At 42.9% G+C, this 23,442-nt stretch carries 19 protein-coding genes; 13 read left to right on the plus strand and 6 right to left on the minus strand.

Going from position 1 to position 23,442, the window contains the following annotated elements:
• Positions 1 to 260 precede the first annotated feature (260 nt).
• The 9 genes from ABD894_RS00900 to ABD894_RS00940 all read left to right on the plus strand — a co-directional run bounded on the left by ABD894_RS00900 (position 261) and on the right by ABD894_RS00940 (position 7,753).
• Positions 261 to 1,619: a PAS domain S-box protein gene (locus ABD894_RS00900; RefSeq protein WP_345209090.1), complete on the plus strand. Its 1,359-nt coding sequence runs from the start codon at positions 261 to 263 to the stop codon at positions 1,617 to 1,619.
• A gap of 166 nt (positions 1,620 to 1,785) precedes the next feature.
• Positions 1,786 to 2,142, plus strand: coding sequence for an isomerase (locus ABD894_RS00905; RefSeq protein WP_345209091.1), 357 nt, complete (start codon positions 1,786 to 1,788; stop codon positions 2,140 to 2,142).
• A gap of 17 nt (positions 2,143 to 2,159) precedes the next feature.
• Positions 2,160 to 2,510 (plus strand): BTB/POZ domain-containing protein, encoded by a 351-nt coding sequence (locus tag ABD894_RS00910; protein ID WP_345209092.1) that lies wholly within the window; start codon positions 2,160 to 2,162, stop codon positions 2,508 to 2,510.
• Between the two features lie 15 nt (positions 2,511 to 2,525).
• The gene (locus tag ABD894_RS00915; protein WP_345209093.1) at positions 2,526 to 3,101 is read left to right on the plus strand and encodes a Crp/Fnr family transcriptional regulator; all 576 of its coding nucleotides are present in this window, start codon (positions 2,526 to 2,528) and stop codon (positions 3,099 to 3,101) included.
• Positions 3,102 to 3,210: 109 nt separating this feature from the next.
• A complete protein-coding gene (locus tag ABD894_RS00920; RefSeq protein WP_345209094.1) occupies positions 3,211 to 4,113 on the plus strand; it encodes an NmrA family NAD(P)-binding protein in 903 nt (300 codons plus the stop codon).
• A 3-nt stretch (positions 4,114 to 4,116) separates the two neighbouring features.
• Positions 4,117 to 5,028, plus strand: coding sequence for a helix-turn-helix domain-containing protein (locus tag ABD894_RS00925; RefSeq protein ID WP_345209095.1), 912 nt, complete (start codon positions 4,117 to 4,119; stop codon positions 5,026 to 5,028).
• A gap of 115 nt (positions 5,029 to 5,143) precedes the next feature.
• Positions 5,144 to 5,917, plus strand: a complete 774-nt coding sequence (locus ABD894_RS00930; RefSeq protein WP_345209096.1) for an SDR family NAD(P)-dependent oxidoreductase — start codon at positions 5,144 to 5,146, stop codon at positions 5,915 to 5,917.
• Positions 5,918 to 6,003: 86 nt separating this feature from the next.
• Positions 6,004 to 6,918 (plus strand): helix-turn-helix domain-containing protein, encoded by a 915-nt coding sequence (locus ABD894_RS00935; protein WP_345209097.1) that lies wholly within the window; start codon positions 6,004 to 6,006, stop codon positions 6,916 to 6,918.
• 652 nt (positions 6,919 to 7,570) lie between these two features.
• Positions 7,571 to 7,753 (plus strand): hypothetical protein, encoded by a 183-nt coding sequence (locus ABD894_RS00940; RefSeq protein WP_345209098.1) that lies wholly within the window; start codon positions 7,571 to 7,573, stop codon positions 7,751 to 7,753.
• A 178-nt stretch (positions 7,754 to 7,931) separates the two neighbouring features.
• Here ABD894_RS00940 and ABD894_RS00945 read toward each other — a convergent pair whose 3' ends face one another.
• From ABD894_RS00945 to ABD894_RS00970, 6 genes are all read right to left on the minus strand, one after another.
• Positions 7,932 to 9,587 carry a sensor histidine kinase gene (locus tag ABD894_RS00945; RefSeq protein WP_345209099.1) on the minus strand — a complete coding sequence of 552 codons (1,656 nt, stop codon included), beginning with the start codon at positions 9,585 to 9,587 and terminating at the stop codon, positions 7,932 to 7,934.
• Between the two features lie 39 nt (positions 9,588 to 9,626).
• Entirely contained in the window at positions 9,627 to 10,070 is a 444-nt protein-coding gene (locus tag ABD894_RS00950) for a hypothetical protein (protein WP_345209100.1), read from the minus strand.
• A gap of 104 nt (positions 10,071 to 10,174) precedes the next feature.
• On the minus strand, positions 10,175 to 10,888 hold the full coding sequence (locus ABD894_RS00955) for a LytR/AlgR family response regulator transcription factor (RefSeq protein WP_345209101.1): 714 nt from the start codon (positions 10,886 to 10,888) through the stop codon (positions 10,175 to 10,177).
• Positions 10,889 to 10,959: 71 nt separating this feature from the next.
• Entirely contained in the window at positions 10,960 to 12,831 is a 1,872-nt protein-coding gene (locus tag ABD894_RS00960; protein ID WP_345209102.1) for a DUF4859 domain-containing protein, read from the minus strand.
• A gap of 328 nt (positions 12,832 to 13,159) precedes the next feature.
• Positions 13,160 to 15,028: an FG-GAP-like repeat-containing protein gene (locus tag ABD894_RS00965; protein WP_345209103.1), complete on the minus strand. Its 1,869-nt coding sequence runs from the start codon at positions 15,026 to 15,028 to the stop codon at positions 13,160 to 13,162.
• Positions 15,012 to 15,296: a hypothetical protein gene (locus tag ABD894_RS00970; protein WP_345209104.1), complete on the minus strand. Its 285-nt coding sequence runs from the start codon at positions 15,294 to 15,296 to the stop codon at positions 15,012 to 15,014. The genes ABD894_RS00965 and ABD894_RS00970 overlap by 17 nt, the downstream gene beginning before the upstream one ends.
• Before the next feature lie 698 nt (positions 15,297 to 15,994).
• Here ABD894_RS00970 and ABD894_RS00975 point away from each other — a divergent pair.
• The 4 genes from ABD894_RS00975 (at position 15,995) to ABD894_RS00990 (ending at position 23,425) form a co-directional block, all read left to right on the plus strand.
• A complete protein-coding gene (locus ABD894_RS00975; RefSeq protein ID WP_345209105.1) occupies positions 15,995 to 18,067 on the plus strand; it encodes a six-hairpin glycosidase-like protein in 2,073 nt (690 codons plus the stop codon).
• 147 nt (positions 18,068 to 18,214) lie between these two features.
• Positions 18,215 to 18,787 (plus strand): RNA polymerase sigma factor, encoded by a 573-nt coding sequence (locus ABD894_RS00980; protein ID WP_345209106.1) that lies wholly within the window; start codon positions 18,215 to 18,217, stop codon positions 18,785 to 18,787.
• A gap of 80 nt (positions 18,788 to 18,867) precedes the next feature.
• Complete coding sequence (locus tag ABD894_RS00985; RefSeq protein WP_345209107.1) at positions 18,868 to 19,950, plus strand: FecR family protein; 1,083 nt, start codon at positions 18,868 to 18,870, stop codon at positions 19,948 to 19,950.
• A 208-nt stretch (positions 19,951 to 20,158) separates the two neighbouring features.
• Complete coding sequence (locus ABD894_RS00990) at positions 20,159 to 23,425, plus strand: SusC/RagA family TonB-linked outer membrane protein (RefSeq protein ID WP_345209108.1); 3,267 nt, start codon at positions 20,159 to 20,161, stop codon at positions 23,423 to 23,425.
• Positions 23,426 to 23,442 lie beyond the last annotated feature (17 nt).

Here is a 23,442-nt window from a genome sequence, read left to right on the forward strand (position 1 = left end):
ATATCCTGCAAACTTCATTGCCTTATGGCCTAAATAGAGGATGCCATTATTTCTTTTTTAAAAGTTTTCTATAGTAACCAAATTAATAAATTGGTATTAGAATGCAGTAAAAATGATATTGGCAGTTGGCGGTTTGGTGAGTAAGTTTGCAAAGCGAGAAGAAACGATATTTGTTTTCATTACACGAAAACTTATTCGGTAAAATTTCATTGTACTACAAGTAGTCCATTCAATAAGGAAAGTACTTAAAATCACCAACCATGAACCTATTTACAGATCCCTTGGTTACAGCGCTTTTGGCGACACCGGTGCCTACGCTTATCCTTGCTAATGATGCGCCGGATTTTACAGTGATTACCTACAACAAAGCATACGAAGAAGCTACCTATATAAAAAACAGGAGCATCAGGGGGATGAGTTATTGGGCTGCCTTTGATCCTGAAAAAGCCGGGAGTTACGGGCCAACTTTGCTTATCGAAGCCTTTCATGAAGCCATTTATGCTGGGAATACTGTGCAGATGAAACCGCTGCATTACAATATTCCGTCGGCCATTGTCAGTGTCGGTGAGTTGTGCTGGTGGGATATCAAAATAGTACCTATCGTTTACAATGGCGAAGTCACCTATTTACTGCTGAATGTATATAACATTACCGATAAGGTAGTGCACCAGGATGCTATTGAAAAAGCCATAATTAAAGAACTTACTTTGGCAGAAGACCTTGCCAGCTCAAATGTTAAACTGCATACCGCGGTTGAAAAACTGGCTCTTGTTAATTATGAGTTGAGCCTTACAAAAAGTCAGCTGGAGGAACTGAACCAACACCTGGAGAACCGCGTGTTTGAACGCTCCAAAAAATTATTTGAAAGCGAAGCCAAGCAAAGGCAGTTGATTGATAATGCCCCTGTAGCGATAGCCGTACTAAGAGGGCCCAATCATATAGTAGAAATGGCGAACAAAAAGATTGTGGAGTATTGGGGCAAAACGAACGGCGTGGTCAATAAACCTTTATCAGTTGCCCTGCCCGAGTTGGAAGGACAGCCGTTTATCAACATCCTTGATTCGGTACGTGAATCGGGTGTGCCATACATCAACCCAGAACTATGCGCTTTCCTGAATTTTAACGGCGTGTACCAGCCACGTTATTACGACATGATCTATCAGCCTGTACAATATACGCCGGGCTTAACAGATAGTATTTTTATAGTGGCGGTTGATATTACCGATCATGTTAATGCCAGGAAGAAGTTAGAACAATCCGAATCTATGCTTCGGCTGGCCATTGAGGCCGCCAATATTGGTACATGGTCAGTCTCCACTGAAGAAAAGATCCTGAAATATAACCCTATCCTCGCCCGCATAGTAGGATGGGAGCATGAACGGAGCATGACCTACGAAGAAGCCATTGGCCAGGTAACAGATGAATACCGCGATACCATTATAAAAGTTATTGAACAAGCCATAGCTGATGGCAGCGACTACGAATTTACTTACACCCAAAAAAGATTTAACGATGGCCGCATCATCCGCCTGAAAGCAAAAGGCCGGGTTTTATCAGGCGGAACTGATGGAGAAAGGTTGTTTTCAGGAGTTGTTATCGAAATAAAGGAAGATCAATAATGATATACTTGCGGGTGTTAAATTCAGTTTAATTGATTCAAAAGCCATAACTTCAATTAAGATATTGCCCTATCCCTTATAGATTGTACATAATCAGATAGAAGGAAATCTCAAAACCTTCAACCAGTTGAACTTTTTTCCGGTGACAGGCGGCGACCTTTGTGCTATGGAAAACATCAAAAACATGGAAGAAACCATGCTCACCTACACAAGTGCATGGAACGAAACAGAACGCGAAGCCATAATGGCAAAGATCAAAGCATGCTGGGCTCCGGAGGGTACTTATACCGATAAACTTACGGATACCATCATCGGTCAGGACGCGATCATTGACCTGATCATTAGCTCTTACGGGCAGATGGGGCCAAGAACGTTCAAGGTATTAAGTCAGCCAGAAACACATCACCGTAGCGGTCGCTTTAGCTGGCTGGCCATCCGCCCGGAGGGCTATCCTGTTCAGGGTATGGATTATTTTGAATTTGACGAGCAGAACCGCATCACCCGAATAGTCGGCTTTTTTTAACCCATAATTTTATAGTAATGATCTCATTTCCGGATATTGAAGAGGGTAAAGGCCCCGTGCTGATGCTGAACATGTTAAAATTTAGAGACAGACAGCTGTATTTTGAAGAGTATATCCCTGCCTTTAACAAGGTTGTAAGCCAATTAGGGATAGAAGGCGTTAAGGTAGCTTTGGTAACAGAAGTGCTGGGCAATATCATAGCCACCGAAGGCGAAGTTTGGGATGCCATTGTTATGGTAGAATACCCCAATGCCGAAACATTTAAAACCATAGCCATGAGTGCCGCTTATCATGACATAGCCGAACCATTACGTGTGGCCGCGTTAGATGAGCTGAAGTTGTTCATGACCCGCAAGACAGACTTTTAATTATTATCTTGGTGCATGTCTGAACTGATCTTGTCAAATTTCGCGATGCATATTGCGCTTGCTCCTGAAGAACAGGAGCAGGCGCTTGCTTTACTACAGCATAAAACAATTGCCAAACGTACCTTTTTGCTGCAACCGGGCGATATTGATAAGAACATCTATTTCGTAGTGAAGGGTTGCCTGCGGATGTTCCATACGGATAAGAATGGGCAGGAGAACACCATTTGCTTTTATCCCGAAAATTGGTGGGCTTGCGATATCGTAAGCTTTTTCAAGGTAAAACCGGCAATGAACAGCATCCAGGCATTGGAAGATACGGCGGTGTACTACTTTACCCTGCCGCGGCTGGAAGAGCTTTTCTTAAAGGTGCCTAAATTTGAACGCTTTTTTCGCATCCTTACTCAAAACGGCTTTGAGATGTACCAAAGGCGTATCATTTCCAATTTATCAAAAACTGCCGAAGAACGCTACCTGCTATTTCGTAAACACTACCCCGGCCTTGAGCAGCGGATAGCTCAAAAGCATATAGCCGGTTACCTGGGTATTACTCCTGCTTTTTTAAGCATGATGCGAAAAGATAAAAATCTGTAGGTTTCTTGTCTTGCCGATTTCGCGGCCGTAGATTACAACACAACAAGCGTAGATTTGGTTATTAATGCTTTTGCTTTGTTGCAGACTTTTGATTCATAAAATTTAATTTATGAAAATCATCGTAACAGGTTCATTGGGGCACATCAGTAAACCGCTCACACAGGAGTTACTTCAAAAAGGCCATGCGGTAACCGTTATCAGCAGCAATGCTGAAAAACAACACGCTATTGAAGAATTAGGAGCTGCAGCAGCTATTGGTTCTGTAGAGAACGCGGATTTTTTGGCACAAGTCTTTTCCAGTGCAGACGCTGTGTATACCATGGTGCCGCCGGTAAGTTACCTGGATCCCGGCCTCGATCCGGTGAAACATTTCAGCCGTATTGGCAATAATTATGCATCGGCTATAACGCAAGCAGGCGTTGGCAAAGTAGTAAACCTGAGTAGCTGGGGAGCGCATAGGGATAATGGCACCGGCGGAATTGTTGGCACATATTACCTGGAGCAGGTAATGAACGGGCTGCCGGGCGGGATAAGCGTTAGCCACATTCGTCCGGCTTCTTTCTACTACAATCTTTTCAACTTTATACCGGCTATCAAATATACCGGCAAAATAGCCGCCAATTATGGTGGGGATGACCGCACCGTACTTGTGGCACCTGTTGACATTGCTGCGGCAGTAGCCGAAGAACTGGAAAATACTACAGCAGGCCGACGTATACGTTATGTAGCAAGTGATGAACTGACCTGTAATGAAGTCGCCCGTATTTTAGGCGAAGCTATCGGCAAACCGGATCTTCAGTGGGATTTAATTTCTGATGAACAGGCACAGCAAACCCTGGAGGCAGCGGGTTTACCTGCAAGTTCAGCAGCCTTATTAGTTGAACTACAGGCGGGGCATCATAAAGGCCTGATTGCGGAAGATTATTATAAGCACCGGCCTGCATTAGGTAAAGTAAAATTAACGGATTTTGCTGCCGATTTTGCAAAGGCCTTTCAAAAACAGGTATCTTAGTATATGACAGATCACCGGCCTGAACATATTAAAACCATTGCGGAGTTTCACCGGTTTCGGGGTTTGCCCGGCCCAGTGCATCCTTTAGTTAGTGTGGTACGCTTTGAAGATATGCGGCAGGCAACAAATAATCCGCAAAGCTGGGTGCTCGATTTTTATGCCATCGCGCTGAAAAAGAATTTTCACGCGAAGCTTAAATACGGCCAGCAGGTATATGATTTCGATGAAGGTATCATGACCTTTATGGCACCGGGACAGAAGATCGGTATAGAATCTGACGCGGACGAACTTGCGGAACATTCAGGTTGGTTGCTGATCTTCCATCCTGATTTTTTGTGGAACACGCCTATGGCCAAAACCATCAGGCAATATGAATACTTTGACTATTCCGTTAACGAAGCGCTTTTCCTTTCTGAACAGGAAGAAACAATACTTAATGGTATTATGCTGAACATACAAATGGAATATGTACGGGGTATCGACCAGTTCACGCAAAATATTATTATAGGCCAGTTAGAAGTTTTGCTGGCTTACGCGCAGCGTTTTTATCAACGTCAGTTTATTACACGCAAAATAAGCAGCCATGATGTGCTTACACGTTTGGAAGATGTTCTGAGTAAATCTTTTCTTAATTTAAGCGATGAGGGGCTGCCAACTGTGTTGTCTGTTGCCGAGGGGCTTCATGTTTCCCCCAATTATCTGAGCAGCTTATTGAAAACACTAACCGGTAAAAGCACGCAGCAGCATATACACGATAAACTGATTGGCCTGGCTAAGGAAATGTTGTCAACCACCGGTATGTCTGTAAGTGAAGTGGCTTATGCGCTGGGCTTTGATTATCCGCAATCATTCAGTAAATTATTCAAGAGCAAAACCAAGCTTTCCCCGGCAGAGTTCAGGCAGTCTTTCAATTAACCAAAGCAACTAATCACCATCTTTTCATTTTGGTTACAAATGTCCTTGATTTGGTTATGACGGCCATGTATTGATTGCTCAAATTTGCTTTGTTCATTTATTAATTATCATTCTAATGGAAAATCAAATTGAGTCATCAACAAATAACCAGCTTATTGCGCTGGTAACCGGTGCCAACCAGGGTGTGGGCTTTCAAATAGCAAAAGAGCTTGCAGCTAACGGGTACATTGTATATGTAGGATCACGTAACCTAAGCAATGGCGAAAAAGCCGCTGCTGAAATTGGTACTAACGCGCATGCCATCCAATTGGATGTTACCCAGCAGGCAACCATTAGCTCTGCGGTAGAACGTATTGAGAAAGAAGCCGGCCGCCTGGATCTGCTGGTAAATAATGCTGGTATTTCACATGCCGGTAAACCGGGCCGCACTGTGGAGGAAGTAATGGAATCGGGCAGAGCCGTCAATGTATCTTTAGACGAGGTGCGCACTGTGTGGGAAACCAACGTGTTCGGCGTTATTGCCGTTACGCAGGCAGCCTTGCCTTTGCTGCGAAAATCATCGGCAGCCCGTATTGTCAATGTATCCAGCGGACTGGGCTCACTTACCTGGGTCTCTGACCCTGAGTGCTGGGCAAGAGAACACTTTGGTATTGTTTACGCTGCCTCAAAAACGGCCCTTAACGCGGTTACCCTGGCCTTTGCTTTGGAGCTGGAGAAGGAAAACATCAAGGTTAATGCAACCAGTCCGGGTTATACGGCTACGGCACTGAACAATTTTCAGGGTACAGATAGCCTCGAAGTTGGATCGCGCGAACCTGTTCGCGTAGCGCTGGAAACCGATGGCTCTACAGGTGGCTTTACCGGTCCGGACGGACCGCTGCCTTGGTAAGCAGGCAGTTTTAACCGAAAATAGTTGTAATGTAATTTATAACCGGCGGCATAATGGTCGCCGGTTATACTTATTATCTTTAAAAAATGAAAAACGAGTCTTCAAAAATAAGTAAGGTAGAAACTATCACAGAGATCCACCGCATGCTGGGTGTTCCCGGCCCCGGTCACCCGTTGATCAGTTTGCTGGATGCATCGCAACTAATCAATCTGTGCAGACTGCCAACCAGTTATATTATTGGTTTCTACAAAATCACCTTCGTTACCAAATTAGGCGGAAAATTCCGATATGGCCAGGGTTATTACGATTTTGATGAAGGCAGCTTGCTGTTTACAGCACCCAATCAGGTGGTAGGCCATATAGGCTCTTACCAGGATAACGAAGGCATGTCGCTGTTCATCCACCCGGATTTTTTGCAGGGGTATCCATTGGCCGCGAAGATCAAACAGTTCGGTTTTTTCTCGTATGCTGCAAATGAGGCGTTGCACCTCTCCGAGCAGGAAAGGGCAAGCATGCTGGCTATTTACAACATCATCCGCGAGGAACTTAACAGCCGCATAGATGATTTTAGCCACGAAGTGATCATCGCCCAGATAGAATTGCTGCTAAGTTATGCCAAACGTTTTTACAAGCGCCAGTTTCTTACAAGGCAGGTGGTTAATAATGAGCTGCTTCAACAAGTGGAAGAGTTGTTGAATACTTATTTTAATGAAGAGAAGCCGGTTGGCAACGGTATACCTACCGTTCAATACCTGGCAGAACGATTGAATTATACCCCTAATTATTTAAGTGATATGCTGCGTTCGCTTACCGGTTTAAACGCCCAGCAGCACATCCATCAAATACTGATAGAAAGATCGAAAGAATTGCTGTCTACCACAACTCTCACCATTAGCGAAGTGGCCTATCAATTAGGTTTTGAGCATCCGCAATCTTTCAGCAGGCTGTTCAAAATGAAAACAAGGACATCTCCCGTACAATTCAGGTCAGCTTTTAATTGATCAGTTAAGCTGATTTAAGAATAAGCCTGGCCTTTTAAACAGAACCGGGTACTTCCTAAATGGTATTGCTACTCTTATTCGTTATACTAGCAATACGGAAATCATCACATTAATAATTTTAAATTAACGTATCCATCTAATGAACATTTTGATGGCCAAAATAATAGCGACAGGCACGTAAGTTCAGATACTACGAATCATTCACTATGCTCGATAACTTTTCCGACTGATTTTAACAAATATTGGAGATATATTAAAAAACGAAAAAGCCCTTAAATTTGATATTAAGGGCTTTTTCAATTTAGAAAATTCTTTTTGGCGGAGAGTTAGGATTATAGACCTTAACTCTTGTATGCTGAACCAGTAATTTACATTTTAAAAAGTCTTTTACTCTACGAATAGCGCAATAGCAAATGACTCTAATTGTTAATTCTAATATAGAAAACCAATTATTGATTAAAGTCTTTTTTATGCTCCTTAAGGTGATTTTCTATTTCCGCTTGGCATTCAGGTGATATCAACTCTGATTTTTTTCATCAAGGTTGGTTTTTAGAAACTGCCGCCAGTAGTAGGGGAAAAGATATATTCTGTAATTCCGTGACGCCATTAGGCAGGTTTCAAAATAAAAAAAGACGCTGGAGGTATAACTGATTTGAAATTCTCCAAAAAGGTTGATTTCGGTGCGGTGGGCGGTATTGGCTATCAATCTAAAATAGGATTAGGAATAGATGCGCGGTACTATTATGGTATACAAAAAGTATCTGAAACACCATCCGCAAGCCTTGGCGACTTTAAAAACAATACTATACAGGCCAGTATCTTTTACATTTTCTAATTTAGATGTTTTTTTCTTTTTTTATCCCGGTTCGTTCAACCGGGATTTACTTTTTTTGGTTATGATTGAAATATTAAAAACCATAGGGTGTTAACCTGTATACTTCATGATGATAGCACAATTATCAGATACGCTCAAGGACATTTTACATTCAAGTCGTTTTAAATGATGGAGAATTTTACCTGTAAGGAATATTAAACTTGATCGTCGTACCTAAACCTAAATCACTGTTCAAATTAATCTCACCACCCTGCTGACGGATCAGTTCACGGCATAGGTACAAGCCAAGACCCGTACCGGGCTGCTGACACCCAGCCTGGTAATAAGGAGAAAATAACTTTAACTGCATGTTTTTTGCAATTCCGGCACCGGTATCACTTACCTCCACATCAAGCAGTTGTCCTTCGTTTTGAGGTAATAATTTGGCATGGATATTCACACCGCCCGTTTTCGTGTACTTGATAGCGTTACTTAACAAGTTAAGTAAAACTTGTTTGAGGCGAAAACTATCCCCGTTGACGGTTGTGTCTGCGTTCGCAGCTAATTGCAGCGTAATGTTCAGCCCTTTGTTTTCTGCCATAAAACGCATGGCTTCTACCGCTTCTGTGATAGCCTCAGTTGGGTTGAAAGGTCCGCTTTTTCGGGTTTCGGCATAGCCCTGCTCAAGTTTGCTGGCATCCAGTACATTATTTACGGTTTCCAATACCAATCCGGAAGCAAGATTGATAGCGCTAACTTTTTGTTCCTGTTGTGGCGAGAGCGGCGACTTTTTCAGGGTAAATACAGCGCCGTTGATCGCCATTAGCTTGTTACGGATCTCATGACTCATAATAGCCAGGATCTCTGATTTTTGTACCGCCAGTTTAATAGCACGGCTGCTTTCTACACGTAAGCGCCGTTCTGCCCAGCCGGCTCTGCGTACATAAAGCAATAATAAAATGATAAAGATGAGCACGGCCACCAATGCAACACCGGTGAAAGTATTGAGGTCACGTGTGGCAGAAGCATAGGCTTTTAAAGTGGCTTCCCTGCTGCGCTCATAGGCAATGTGATCAATGTCTTGTAACTGCCGGGTGATCTGGCGGAGTTGCGTCAGCAGATTCAGGTTGGCCAAAACCAAAGCCTGGCCCGATACGGCCATACGGCCGTACTCGGAACTAAGCCGGGCAAGCAGCCGTTTGGCATCATTGCCGGTGAGGCCGGGTTTGATGCTGTTCTGCTGGCGAACGGTGACAACTTTGACAGACTGCGTGGCGCGAAGTGCCTCTCTCAGCCTGTGCAATATACCAGACTTATTGGTTTCTTTACGCGTAGATACGATCGTATCTACCCTGAATTTAGGTATCTCCCTTAAATCTTTCTGATCAACAGGCCGGTGGATACTTTCAAACGTAGTTATGCGCAGAAGGGAATCAAAGTTTTTGCGAAGGCTGAACAGTTGTTGCGATAATTTCAGTTTCTCCTGTAAACCTTTTTCAAGTTGACTGCGACTCTCTGGTAATAACGTATCTCCGCCTTTTTGATAATGAACAAGGATCGCTGTCATCCCCCGGAAGATCGTGTCCAGACGATGCTGATAAGCAGTCAGGTCAGTTGGTTTACCATCAGCACTGGCTTTTTGAAAACTATTTTCTGCCAGATCAAGCTCTACCAGCAAGGCGCTGATATCTTGCTGATAAGAAGGGGCCTCCAATTGTTCACTTAGTTTATCCAGCTTAACACTGATGCTATTACGCAATATGAAAGATCCTGCCGTCACTATTAAAGTGAACGACAGGAATATGATAAACATCCGGTTGAGGATGCCGGTAAAATTGCCTGATTTTGTTGTCATGGATCGTTCGACCTAAAACGCAGGTACAGGTTAAAAGTTTTACACCTCCTGCTGTTGCAGTTTTTCTATCTTTTCCCGGGTTTTGTCAATGTCCTTGTTCAGGTCTTTTATCTTTTCCTGGTCTTTCTCCACCTTTTCGGTTGCATCCTCCGCGTCATTGGTTTCATTGGCTGCCTTCTTAGCTGCTTTAGCAGCCTTGCGGGTATCTCCACCGTCGCCGCCTACTGCGGATGCAGCTTGTTTACGGCTTTTCTCCTGTGCTTTGTTAGAGTCCTCCGCAGCTTCCTCCGCTGCCTTTTGTTCATCAGGTAAACGGTTCTGAACTTTGGTTAGTTCCGCTTGCAAGTCATTCAACTTTTCATTTAGCTTACGTACTTGTTTATTGATTTTGGCAGTATCCCTTTTGGTTGAATCGTTCTGATCTGCAGCCGAGCATACAGTATGTAAACCGAACATCAGGGCAATAAATAGTATCTTTTTCATGGTCGTTCATTTTAATTTTGATCAAATGAACACTTTGAGAAGGATGTTGACAAAGCGGTTCGACTGAAACTGTACGCGAACCGACGAAAAGCCGTTGCGATCCGTTAAAGCCAATCGCGAAATGCTGCGCGGAATGCGTCCCTGTACTGCTCGGTTACGGGGATAATTGTATTGCCGAACCGGACAGTGAGGTGCTGAATGGTTTCTATTTTGTCGAGATTAACAATAAAAGAACGGTGAATTCTCATGAACCGATGACCTGCCAGGCGCTCTTCCATCGCTTTGAGTGTAGACAGCGCAGTGATCACCTTATCACCTGTAAATACCTTTACATAGTCTTTAAAACTTTCGAGGTAACTGATATCACTGATATTTACCCGTACCAGGTCATGCTCCACTTTTAGAAATAAGTAATCTGCAGCGGGTTCTGTTTTAGGTGTAACCATCAGGCCACGTGCTTTCGCGGCTGCACGGTAAAAGTCTTCGTAAGCAAATGGCTTAACGAGATAGTCTACCGCATCTACCTTATAACCGTCAACCGCGTATTCCCTGGAACCGCTGATCAGGATTACACGGGGGGCCGGCAGACCGGGGGCAGCCTTTAAGGTACCGGCAAAAGTTACGCCATCTATACCGGGTAAATTAATATCAAGTACCAGCAAATCAATAGCTTCGTGCTCCAGTTTGTAGAGCGCAGCGGGCGCGTTATTATAGCTGCCAGCCAGCCGTAGGAAGGGTGTTTGATCAACCATCTCGCAGACATAGGCGTTCACTTCAGGATCGTCGTCTATCACCAGGCAATTAAGCACTTGTTCCATATCAGCTAATGTAAATAATCCCCCTAAGTTTTCCGAAACTTAAGGGGATTAATTTGAATCGCCGAAGGCTATTACAAAATAGTAACATTAAATGTAAAGGTGGCCTGCGCGCTTTTATTGTTTGCTGTGGTGTATACGAAGGCTTGCTTTAGTATAAATTTATCACCGGCCTTCACGTGTCCTGGATATTGGCCCAAAGTAAAATTAAAGTTCTTCTCATCGTATTCAGACCAAACCGTTGCACCCGTGCCCCAGCTGATCACGTTACCGGAGGCATCAAACCAATGACCAAATCCGTTAGCTGTGGTGGTGGCATTCAGTTTTCCGTTGCTTTCAATAGCATAAAATTTAATGCCCGACCCCATCAGGCTGGTCAGTTGATCAGGTTGCAACAAAAACGCACTGATCAGTTTTGAAACATCAACACTTACCTGCGCCGAGGCATAGTTAATATTATCGTGGGTTATAGATACATCATAAGAGAAAGATACATCTTTAGGCGATGCAGCCGTTCCCGGATTTACGTAGCCTAAAAGGTTGGTATTGGCAAACTTTATCTTGTAGGGCCATTGCTCATCGTTGCTGTTATTATCGTCCCAGGCATGTCGCGAATAGGTTTTAGGTGCTCCCGTGACCACAAACCACAAACGGTCGGAGTTAGCCGGTACCGCAAAAGTTGCTTTACCCTCTTTTGCACTGAACATGCTGCTGTATACCCGGGTTCCGTCTTTCATCAATGCCACAAAACCATATCGCCAACCAGCGTTGGAAGCATTGGTGACCTGATTAAACCCGGCAGCATTCACCATACCCGCAAAATCAGCAGTTACTGTCGCGCTTCCGTCGGGTACATTGAGTGGGAGCACATTAAACCCGGTTGTTTGCGGGCAAAAACTGTAATCGGGCTGAAACCATCCGTCGTTCAGCGCGGTCATCTTATAATCCATTTTCCCTATATATGATTTGCCATAGCTTCTCAAAACATCCAAGTCCCAGGTAACTACTTTGCTGGCCTGATCGTAAACTTCATCATTAAATTTCTCGTTATCAATTCCTGTTAATCTTTGGTAGGCCTGGATCGGATCTTCGGGCTTAACCGATTGCCGCCATATTTTGGCGACGATATCTATACCGTGTTTCTGCGCCCAAAAGGTATTGAGGATATAACTGGCATAACGATAATCTTCATGAATAACATGTTTATTGTAGTTCTTGAAATATCCTGCAAATTGCCAGTTAGTAAATATTTCTGCCGGATAAGCCTGGTAGGCCTGCCATTGCGCGGTTTGTTCCCAATACCCGTTGCCGCCGGAAGCATCCGTTCCGTATCCATATCTGAAACCATGTGTCAAACCCAGGTCGCATGACACCTGGTATTGAAAGCTATGGCCTATCTCATGAGCGATGACCGAACTTACGGGCTGGCAGGTTGACGGACTCACCCATAACGCGCCAATGGTATCATCGTATCCCGCGCCTGTTGCCAGCCAGGTATCCTGATGGTAAAGAAATATCATCATTTTGTATTTACCCAGGTTGGAAGTTCCGCTGCTGATGTCGGCAAATTTGAGCTTATTCACGTTCAGGTCGTAAAAGATTTCCGCTTTACTTAAAAGGTCTTCAATGTCTACCCTGTAGGCATCGGGTACTGTACTTGCAGAGGGGAGGTCTTTTCCGTATTCTTTAGACCAAAAGAGAATAAAGTGATCTGATTGTTTTGAACGAGCATAGCAGAACTTGCTGGTGTCCGAATCCCAGTTCATATTCTGCATCTCTTTCGGTTTATATATTTTAAGTGACTCAGGTTCGGGCTTTACAACGGGTGTTTCGGGATTGTTTGGTTTGGTGGCTTGTTTTTTGCAGCCGTTAACGGACACTAATACTGTTAGAAACAATATACAGAAAAGTGCTTTTACAGTTGCAGTGATAGAGAGTTTGTACATATTTATTTGGTTTATAATTGTTCAGGAATTTGATAGAGCAGATTAAACGCGTACACCAAAGCCATACTATCTTCGGTTATTGCTTTTTAAGGCCGCTTAAATACCAAAGCAATTTTCTTAAATAATTGATTATTACTTTTTACGGAAATTATCTGCTATGCATTAGTTATTACCCTTTTATAGGTTTAGGTACTAATTGGGTAATTAAAAATGGTATCTGCTGCATACGGAATTGTATGCGCAAAAAAGTGGTTAAACAGGGGCGTAATTGCCATTTGTGTGTTTTATCATTTACAATGCTGTACGCAATTGTGCAAATGGTACAAAGCTAAATCCCGCCAACCGGCATACATACCGCTACCGAAGATCGTTTACGATAACTTAGTTTTTTTAAAGGGATGATATTGATTGCATTGCTGCCTTCTGTTATGTGCAAAAATTGATTCGGTGTGATGTTTTTAAAACGTTGCAGCGTTTGGCTACCGGCCCATTTTATCTCTATTTCAGTTATCATAGATGCTTTACCAATGCCGATTTCCTGCCGCAATGGTAATGAGCCGAAACTGCCACCCGAATTAACATCTTTATAAACTGTTCTGTTTATTCCGTTTTCGGTAAATGATATTTTTATATGACTGCCAATGGCCGCTTTGTTTGCTTTTACACCTTCGAGCTTCATACTTATCCAATTATTACCGTATCCGGGGTTTTCATATAATGAACTGGTGTACGAATCGCCTCTGAACGCGCCGCCCATTTCAATAAAAATATCCTGTACGCCGATGTTCCTGAAATCGGCAAATGCCACACCATGGCCTTTTTGCAGGTTACCGGTTCGAGAGGAAAGGGTAACGTCGGCAAATCTTTTTCCGTCGATATTTTTAAATAACTTATTGGGCACCAGCGAGCCGAAGTCTGGGTTCCCCGTACCAAAATACATATCAGGAAAACCGTCATTGTCAATGTCGCCAAAATTTGATCCCATGCTGTACACAACCTTATCAAGACCTGTCTCTTTCGTTACATCGGTGAAAGTACCATTGTGTTCGTTTCTGTATAAAAAAATATTTCCGGCTCCCGCAACAGTTTTGCCCAATGCTTCGGCTGCTGCGTAATAACCCAATGCTTTATCAAATTGATAATCGCCAATGAGCAGATCGGGCCAGCCATCATTATTATAATCGTAAAACCAGGTTATAAAAGTCCGGTTGGTGTTTTTGTCAATACCTGATGCAACAGTCACATCTTCAAAAACAGGGACGTTACCTGCTTTACCGCTATTTTTTAACAGGTATTTTTTACCGTTGAGGGTAGATATAAAGAGATCATTCCACCCATCATTGTTATAGTCGGCAGATGTAACCCCTTTTACAAAAGCGGTGATATCACAATGGGCTTCTTTAGCCACATTTGTAAAAGTGCCGTCGTGGTTATTGATGTATAACATAGATACATGCGTACCACCTGCATCCATTCTGCCCGAATTTTCTGTGCCAATGAATACGTCGAGCCAGCCATCATTATTCAGGTCGGCCCATACGGCTGCTTGCGTAGGATGAAAAAATAGCAGGCCGCTGGGTATAGTAACATCGGTAAAAGATCCGTCGCCATTGTTACGTAATAACGAAGCCGGTTGGTTACCAAATCCCTGAACACTCCAGGCACCCCGCAAAACAAAAATATCCGGGTTACCATCATTATTATAGTCTGTTTGTTGGATGTTTAACCCACCGGTCAGTCCAGTTAATCCACTTTTCTTGGTTTGGTCGCTAAATGTGCCATTTTTGTTATTTTCATAATAATGCATGGGATCATCAATTCCCAACCCCGATGTAACAATATCCAGGTAGCCGTCATTATTAAAATCATCGGTAATTGTACCACCTGCACGTCCGTTTATATTAATTCCAACGTCGGCAGCCACATCAGTAAAGGATTTTATTTTAAAACCGGTATCTGTAGCTAACCCGGGGATCAAGTATTCGGCGGGTACATTCGGATACCGGCCAAGCGACATGTAAGCGATATTAAGCAACCAGCGCGATTCAAGATCATCCGGGTTTTTGCGGAGTATGCCCTCGTAAATTGCTATTGCTTTTGACGAACCTGTTTGGAGTTGATGTATCCCGCCATCTTTAATGGGGAATATGCAAGATGAGCCGTTGTGCACACGCCTGCAATTACCGCGTTCGCCCAAACCGCATGTAAGCTAAGGCCATCGACGGCATGAATTTGTTATAATATAAGCTTTGTTGGTCTTTGATCAGACCCTCGTAGATGGCTACGGATTGTTCTTCATTACCCGTTTTAAGTAAAAGTGAGGCTTTTTCTGCAAGCAGTTCAAAATTATGCTCATTCCCCGGTGTATCAATCATGCTGTTGCATTGGCTTAACTTAGTTTCGGGGCTAAATATGTTCGATACGTTATAATTCTTTTTGGTAAGATCATGCAGTATGCTGATCATCTGTTGATGCGATGATTGCTGACATGAAAACACTACAGAAATAATGAATAATAGAATACCGGTATATAAAAATTTCTTTCAGGCATGGTTTATTAACAAATGTTCAGGCAACTCACAGCCTTCGTTCACAATTGAATATTCAAATTTATATTTCTGAAAATCAGTGTTTTAATAATTTTTTATCAATAGGTGATATTATTTATGCAAATCAGCGCTTTTTCAGGATAGGGGAGTAAACAAGAAGTAATTAGTTAACATTCCATAGTTTTAGGCATACTTATGCAACCCTGCAACTTGAATTTGGAACGGATGTATATTCAGTTTCAAAAATGCTCGGCCTTAAACGTATTAAAACTACCTTGGTTTACGAAAGGATTGTTGATCTAAAGAAAAATCAAACTGTAAACAAAATCAAGGTGAATATTAGCAGCCTGAAACGATTACTAAAACCAGTTCTTTATTTTCACTTTGTTATGATGGCGTAAATATCGGCTGTTGATATACTGAATAGTTTTACTCAAAGGTTCAAGATGACTTTATATAAAAGTCCACTTCGAGATCTCTAATTATACCTGCAGTCTCCATAAATTGGAGTAGCGGTCAGAAAAAAGAAAAGTCCTTTAAACCTTGGTGTAAAAGGTGGATAGATTTTGTGCAGATTTATTAATTTAGGGCACCTCTTATATGATCTGCCCAAAATGACACTATTCCATTTTAACTTTAACCTGATTAAATCTTCGCCAATCAAAATCTCAGCATGCCTGGTAATTGGTGTATTGCTTTGTTTTGTTAACCCGGCGAAAAGCCAGGATCTTGCCCAGCAGGATGAGATTTTTTGGCACACCAATGCCGGTAACGGAATAACCTGGAGCATCTTAAATGAGAAGCGATTACCCCACGACGATAATATGGAGATGTCGGGTTTGCTGGTATCGGGAATTGTGAAATATAAAGTTGATCAGGCTAAACAAGTACAAATTATAAGAGATGTGATCTTTCCGCAGCTGCGGAAATACAGCAAATCCAATGAGTCGATGTACAGGGCTTATTTGCGGTCTGAATACAGCGACGATATATTGCCGGTGATCACCCTTGAAAAAAAGAAATTGGAAACCGGTGTATTGGATTCGGTATGTATTAATGGTAAAATCGCGTTTTATTTTAAAGCAAGGGATGGGGTTAGGGTAGTAAGATCTTTCTTCCCATCTATGGATAAGCGGTGTTTTGTAGAGAAATGGACGCTGATCAATACCAGTTCAGACTCACAAACGCTGGAGATTGGCGTTACAGAACTGAATCAGGAAGAAGCAGGCTGGCATGGCCGCTATCACAGAAAGATAACTACCGATGCACAGCGCGAGGTTACTATTGCGCCCGGTAAAAAATACGAATTTGGTATTTACTTCACGGCCACATTAAACGATGAGCCGGAGCCGGCAAGGTCTTTCACCGACATAGAGCATAACCGGGATTTATTTTTAGACAGTGTTTCCAACAACCTCGTTTTAAAATCACCTGATGATGTAATAAATACCTTGTTTTATTTTTCAAAGATCAGGGCGGCAGAGAGTATTTTCAAGTCGCGGCTTGGCTTGATTCATTCACCGGGCGGTGGCAATTACTACGTAGGTATCTGGGCTAATGATCAGGCTGAATATAGCGGCCCGTTTTTTCCTTATCTCGGTTATCAGAAAAGTATACAGGCAGCCATGAATGCCTACCGGATATTCCAACAAAATATACCTAAAGACGGGAGTAAAATATGGGCCTCATTTGAATTAGATGTAACCTTCCCCTTTGGAGCAAATGACCGTGGCGACGCTGCGATGATTGCTTACGGAGCAACCCATTATTTATTGGCGCAGGGTGATAGGGCAAAAGCTGAGGAAATATGGCCACTGATTAACTGGTGTTTGGAATACACTAAAAAACGGGTTACTCCCGACGGAATTGTAGCTTCAGAAAGTGATGAACTGGAGGGGCGGTTTCAAACGGGCTCGGCCAATCTGTCAACATCATCACTGTATTACGGCGCATTAGTTCAGGCCGGGCGGTTAGCCAAAGCAATGGCTAAGCCGACTTCTTTAGTTGCCGATTACGAAGCTCGTGCAAAAAAACTATCGCAGGCTATCGAAAAATATTTCGGTGCAAAAATGGATGGGCTCGATACCTACAAATATTATAAGGAAAATACTACGTTAAGAAGCTGGATATGCCTCCCTTTGGTAGTAGGTTTAAATGAACGAAAAAATGGCACCCTGGATGCCTTGTTTAATAAATTATGGTCGGCGAATGGTGTACTTACCGAATTAAACCTCAATGAAAGTGACGCGAAGGTGTTTTGGGACCGGGGGACGCTTTACGCGTTTAGAGGTGCTTTTAAGGCGGGAGCGGCTGATAGAGCTTTGGAGCGGCTTGCCTCGTATTCAACTACCCGTTTAACCGGCTTCCGTGTACCCTATGTGGTGGAAGCCTGGCCCGAGAACGGGATGGCTCACCTCTCTGCCGAAAGCGCTTTGTATTGCCGCGTGTTTACTGAGGGCTTGTTAGGTATTGAACCTACAAGTTTCAATACTTTTCTTTTGCGCCCCAATTTGCCAGCGAAGTGGACTCATTTAGAATTAAATAACATCCGCGCCTTTAATGCTAATGTAAACATTAGCTTAAAACGTCAAAAAGATAAACTCAGATTGAGGGTTCTTCAGGATGGAAAAAGTATTGTTGACCAATTAATTAAGAACGATACCCAGGTAGCGGTAAAGATTAAATAGGTATTCACCATTCGGGCGGTAATTTAGTAGGGCATTGTTTCGTTGAAATTTTGGTTTATAAAAGTTTTGCAACAAAAAAATTACAAAAAGTTTCAGATTACATTTTAATTTTTTAGATTGCTAAACCAATTTAATAACCAACAATCCATGACTCCCAAGGATTATCAGTTGAACGATCTGTTGCGTAATGTTGCAGTTTTTAAAAACGAGCAAGATTACCGTCGGTTATTTAATGCGCTTTTTCCGTGCCTTAAGGGGTTTGCATTTACCCTGCTGAAATCGGAAGATCTGGCGGAAGAAGTAGCCAGCGACGTGATGATCACCATTTGGCGTAAAAAGGAGTTGTTAACCGAGGTGCAAAATATAAAGGTATACGCCTTTGTTATCGCCAAAAATCTGTCGTTAAATGTGTTAAAACAGCAGGCTCGTCATAAACTGATCAGTCTGGATGATATTGACGTTAACCTGGCCATGTTTGAGCGCTCGCCCGAAGAAATTTTGATGTACACCGAGCTTAAAGAAAAAATAAAGGAAGTAACCGAAGGCTTGCCTGCCAAGTGTAAGCTGGTTTTTAAACTGGTGCGCGAGGATGGCTTTTCGTACAAGGAGGCCGGCGAGATCCTGAATATCTCTGTAAAAACGGTAGACGCGCATTTGGTAGCCGCTGTACGCAAAATAACAGCCGCTTTAAAGCAGGAATTTAACCTGTCAAAATATTAATCAAATTTATTTTCAGGCGGAATAGGGAATAGGGTGAATTTTTTTGTCCTTGTTGTAGTTACCCAATTATAACAGCCTGTATGTACGAAGAACGAATCACTTTATTACTCACCCGTAAAATTGCCGGCGAAGCCACTGCCGACGAATTAAGGGAATTAAATGATCTTCTTCATAAGCATCATGACGCTGTTTACTACGAAGAATTTTTAAAGGAACTATGGCATCCATCGGCCGATACTGCACAACAAGCCGATAAAATTAATTCGCAATACGAAAAGCATATTGCCCGGTTTAAAGACGAATTAGACTTTACCTCACCCGAAAATGATGGTTTAATATCTCCGCCGGATAGGGGCAGCCTAAGGCTCAAATTAGTGCTGCTTATTTTGCCGCTTTTGTTAGTAATAGGTTTAATGCTGCAAAAGGTTTACCGGGCACCGTCAAATAAAGCTTTTACAACCATTATGGCAGGTAAAGGCATGCGTAAACAGTTTCAGCTGCCCGATGGTACCAGGGTTTGGCTAAATTCCGAAAGCCAGTTATCGTACGAAGGGGACATGCTGAATAAGGAAACCCGTACCGTTAAACTTGTCGGAGAAGCCTATTTTGATGTTACCCATAATAAACAGCACCCCTTTATTGTAAATACCGACAAAATATCTATCAAAGTATTAGGTACAGCTTTTAACGTGGAGGCTTACCCTAATGCCGAAAAATCAACAACAACGCTTATTCGTGGTTCTATCGAACTTTCGGTAAATAATGTAAACTACTCCAAAATAAAATTAAAACCTTCAGAGAAATTTGACCTTATTGAACAGAAGGTTCCGGCCAAGCAAGCCGCGGCCGATCCTGATCCTGTGCGTAACCTCACCATCAGGCTGGGCAATATTACGCCATTACAGGTAGGCGATGAACAATATACTACCGAAACATCGTGGAAAGAGAACAGGCTGATCATTCAGGATGAGACTTTTGAAGAACTGGTACCAAGGCTTGAAAAGTGGTATGGTATTCAAATTAAGGTAAGCGATAGCAAAGTGCTTGCTTACAGGTTTACCGGTGTATTTACCAATGAAAAGCTTGGCGAAGCCTTAAAAGCAATGCAAACAATCAAACAGTTTAACTTTAAAATAGATAACAATGACGTAACCATTTACTGAAAAAAGAAAAGACAGGAATGCTTCCAACATCCCTGCCTTTCATCTTCATGAGCAGTATAACTGCTAAATCCAATTTTTAACCGTAAAATCCAAAATTATGAAAAAAACGGAACTATTAAAAAAAGTTCTATTTGCTGTCCTATGCCCCAATAAATTCGTCTTAATGTTGAAGTGGACCCTATTCTTAACCTTTGCAATTTGCATTAAGGTGTCAGCAAACAGTTACTCTCAAAAACTGAAAATCAGTGTAGATTTAAAGAACGCGTCGCTTAAAGAGGTGTTTTCTGTATTGGAGAAAAAGGGGAGTATCCGCATTTTATACAGTGAACAGGATATTCCTAAAAAGCAGATCACGCTAAAAGCCGATAGCATAGCAGTAATTGAGGTGCTTGAAAAAGCGATAGCAAATTCAAACCTTAAAATTAACGTTCAGGAAAACGGACTTATTACCGTAGCTCCTTTACTTGTTGCCGCCCCCATAGTGGTAAAAGGGGTAATATCCGACTCGCAGGGCCCGCTACCCGGGGTGAGTATCACCGTAAAAGGAACCAAGGAGGCAACGGTGAGTGATATTAACGGTAAGTTTTCTATCACGGTAGAAAGTAATGCCGTGCTGGTATTCACCAGCGTGGGTTATGATACGCAGGAAATACCGGTAGATGGTAAAACCGCGCTAACCGTAACCCTGCTGTCATCTAACAAAAACCTGAACGAAGTGGTGGTGATTGGTTATGGTACAGCCAGAAAGGTATCGCTAACCGGCGCTGTAGATCGTGTATCGGGCTCGCAGGCTGTTGATGGTCGCCCTGTTACAGGTGCTATACAGGCGCTTCAGGGCGAATCGCCTAACTTAACCATTCAGCAAAAAGGCTGGAATCCCGGTGGCGGCTCGTTCAATATCAACATACGTGGTACGGGTACTACCGGTAACAACGATCCGCTGATTGTAATAGACGGTATTATAGGTGGCGATATCAATACCCTCAACCCAAGCGATATTGATAATATATCTGTACTGAAAGATGCCGGTTCGGCAGCCATATATGGTTCACGTTCGGCCAACGGCGTTATATTGGTTACCACTAAAAAGGGTAAGCTGGGCACTAAACCTACCGTTACTTACAATGGTATTTATGGTACGCAGGTACCTCATTTTACCTTTCACCCGGTAAGCGCTTATGATAACGCCCTTGATAAGAATTTATCACTGGCTAATTCGGGCAAGCCTGCTCAGTATTCAGATGATCAGCTTGCCGCTATAAAAGCCAAAGGCGACGGCGATTGGCGACTGGAAACCATTATGCACAACGCGCCGCAAAACAACCAGAATGTGAGTATCAGCGGTGGTTCGCCAACCAGTACCTACTTAATGTCGTTCGGTTATTTTGATCAGCGCAGCTATTTTGAAAAAAGCGAGCTGAACGGCACTTATGGTTTGCGCCGTTTTAACTTCCGCCTTAATCAAACGGCAACACTGGGTAAATTCAGTACCGGGTGGAATCTTACCTACGCCAAAATACAATTTAACGAACCGTTTAATGATGTGGTAGGCGATGTGATACGTGCACCTTTAACCGATAGCTTTCAGGATGCGCAGGGGCGTTATGTTACAGGTTTCGTAACATCAAACCCGCTTGCGTTGCTGCGCCAGGGTGGGTACAGGTATACCAATAACGATGAAATAAACGGAGCCTTTAACGTAGGTTATTCTATAACGCCTGATTTAAAGATCCGCGCGGTATTTGGTGGTACGGTAAAGGCCGGTTCGCAATTGCAGCGGCAGGTAGATCTGAAGTATTTCCCTACGGGCGAATCAAACTCAAGCAGGCAAACAGCCAATTATAATGCTAAATCGCTTGCTACCAATACCAACCTCATAGCCGAATATACCAAAACCATAGGTAATCATTATATCAATGTTTTGGCTGGTGTGGCTAATGAGTCTTTTACATCTGAAGGTAATGGTGTGCGTAAATCACTGACCGATTCACTTTTAGGTGTGCCTACAAGCGGAACCATCATCGATCCGGGTAACCCGAACGATGGCTCGTACAACTCGCTGAGCAATACTAACGAAAGCAGCCTTAACTCGTATTTTGGCCGTGTTTCCTACTCATTCTCCAATAAATATTTTATCGACGGAACTTTCAGGGCTGATGCCTCATCAAACTTTCCGAAAAATAAACGCTGGGGATATTTCCCATCTATAGGTGGTTCGTGGCGCTTAACTGAAGAAAACTTTATGCGCCATTTTAAGGATAAGGTTGGCGATATCCGCATACGAGCAAACTATGGTATACTGGGCAGCCAAAACGTTAACCCATACCAGTTTGTATCTTCATATAATACCAATGCCAACGTTTATACCTTTAACAATGTAGCAACAGCCGGTTCCACTCAAAATTTGGCCAATCGCGATCTTACATGGGAGAAAGCTGCGACCTTTGATATTGGCGCTGATGGTATTTTCTTTAACGGAAAGCTAACTGTAGGGCTCGATTACTTTAACAAAGTAACACGCGATATATTGGCATCGAGGCAGGATGTGCCTACCATTTTTGGTTCAGGCTTCCCGTCTTACAATGTTTCAAAGGTGCAAAACCGCGGTTGGGAGGCTAAAATTACCTATTCAACCCGTGGCGCTTATTCGCAAAACATTACGTTTAGTATTGCTGATGCAAAAAGCAAGTTGCTGGCTTTCAGTTTTGGTCAAACCGAAAACGTGTTTCAACGTGAAGAGTTTGAGTTTGTGCGCAGGGTAGGCTACCCGATCACTGTTTACCAGGGTTACAAAACCAATGGCTTATATCAAACACAGGCCGAGGTTGACAGCTACCCAAGGTTTGCAAATTACACAACAGGCCTTGGCCCCGGCGATTGGAAATTTGTTGACAAGAATGGCGATGGAAAAATTGACGCGCAGGATAAATTTGTGCTTGGCGACCCGTTCCCCCGATACAACTTTGGCTTTAATTACAACGCGAACTATAAAGGCTTTGACATTACCATATTTATACAAGGTGTGCTTAAGCGTGATGCCTTTATACGTGGCGAGCTGATAGAGCCATATCACTTTAGCAATTACGGCGGAACGATATATGACAGTTCAAGCGATTTCTGGACACCGCAAAATACCGATGCCAAATATCCGCGCCTGGCCGAAAACGGAACGGTTTCAAACAACAATAACTACCGTACCGGTTCAGATATGTACTTGTTTAATGCCGCTTATGGCAGGCTTAAAAATTTGCAGGTAGGCTATAGCTTCCCTAAAAAATGGCTGTCAAAAGCAGGTTTACAACGGGCTCGCGTATATTTCACAGCGCAAAACATAATTACTGTTTCACCATTAAAGTTTACCGATCCGGAAGGGACCGAATTTGGCAACAACCTGGATAATACCGTGGGTGCCAATAGCCCAAGGGGATATCCTGTGCCGGTTTTTTACGGTATGGGCTTAGACTTAACTTTTTAACAATTAATTATCAATCA

It is taken from the genome of Mucilaginibacter gynuensis, from assembly GCF_039541195.1.
In the GTDB taxonomy this organism is placed as follows: Bacteria; Bacteroidota; Bacteroidia; order Sphingobacteriales; family Sphingobacteriaceae; genus Mucilaginibacter; species Mucilaginibacter gynuensis.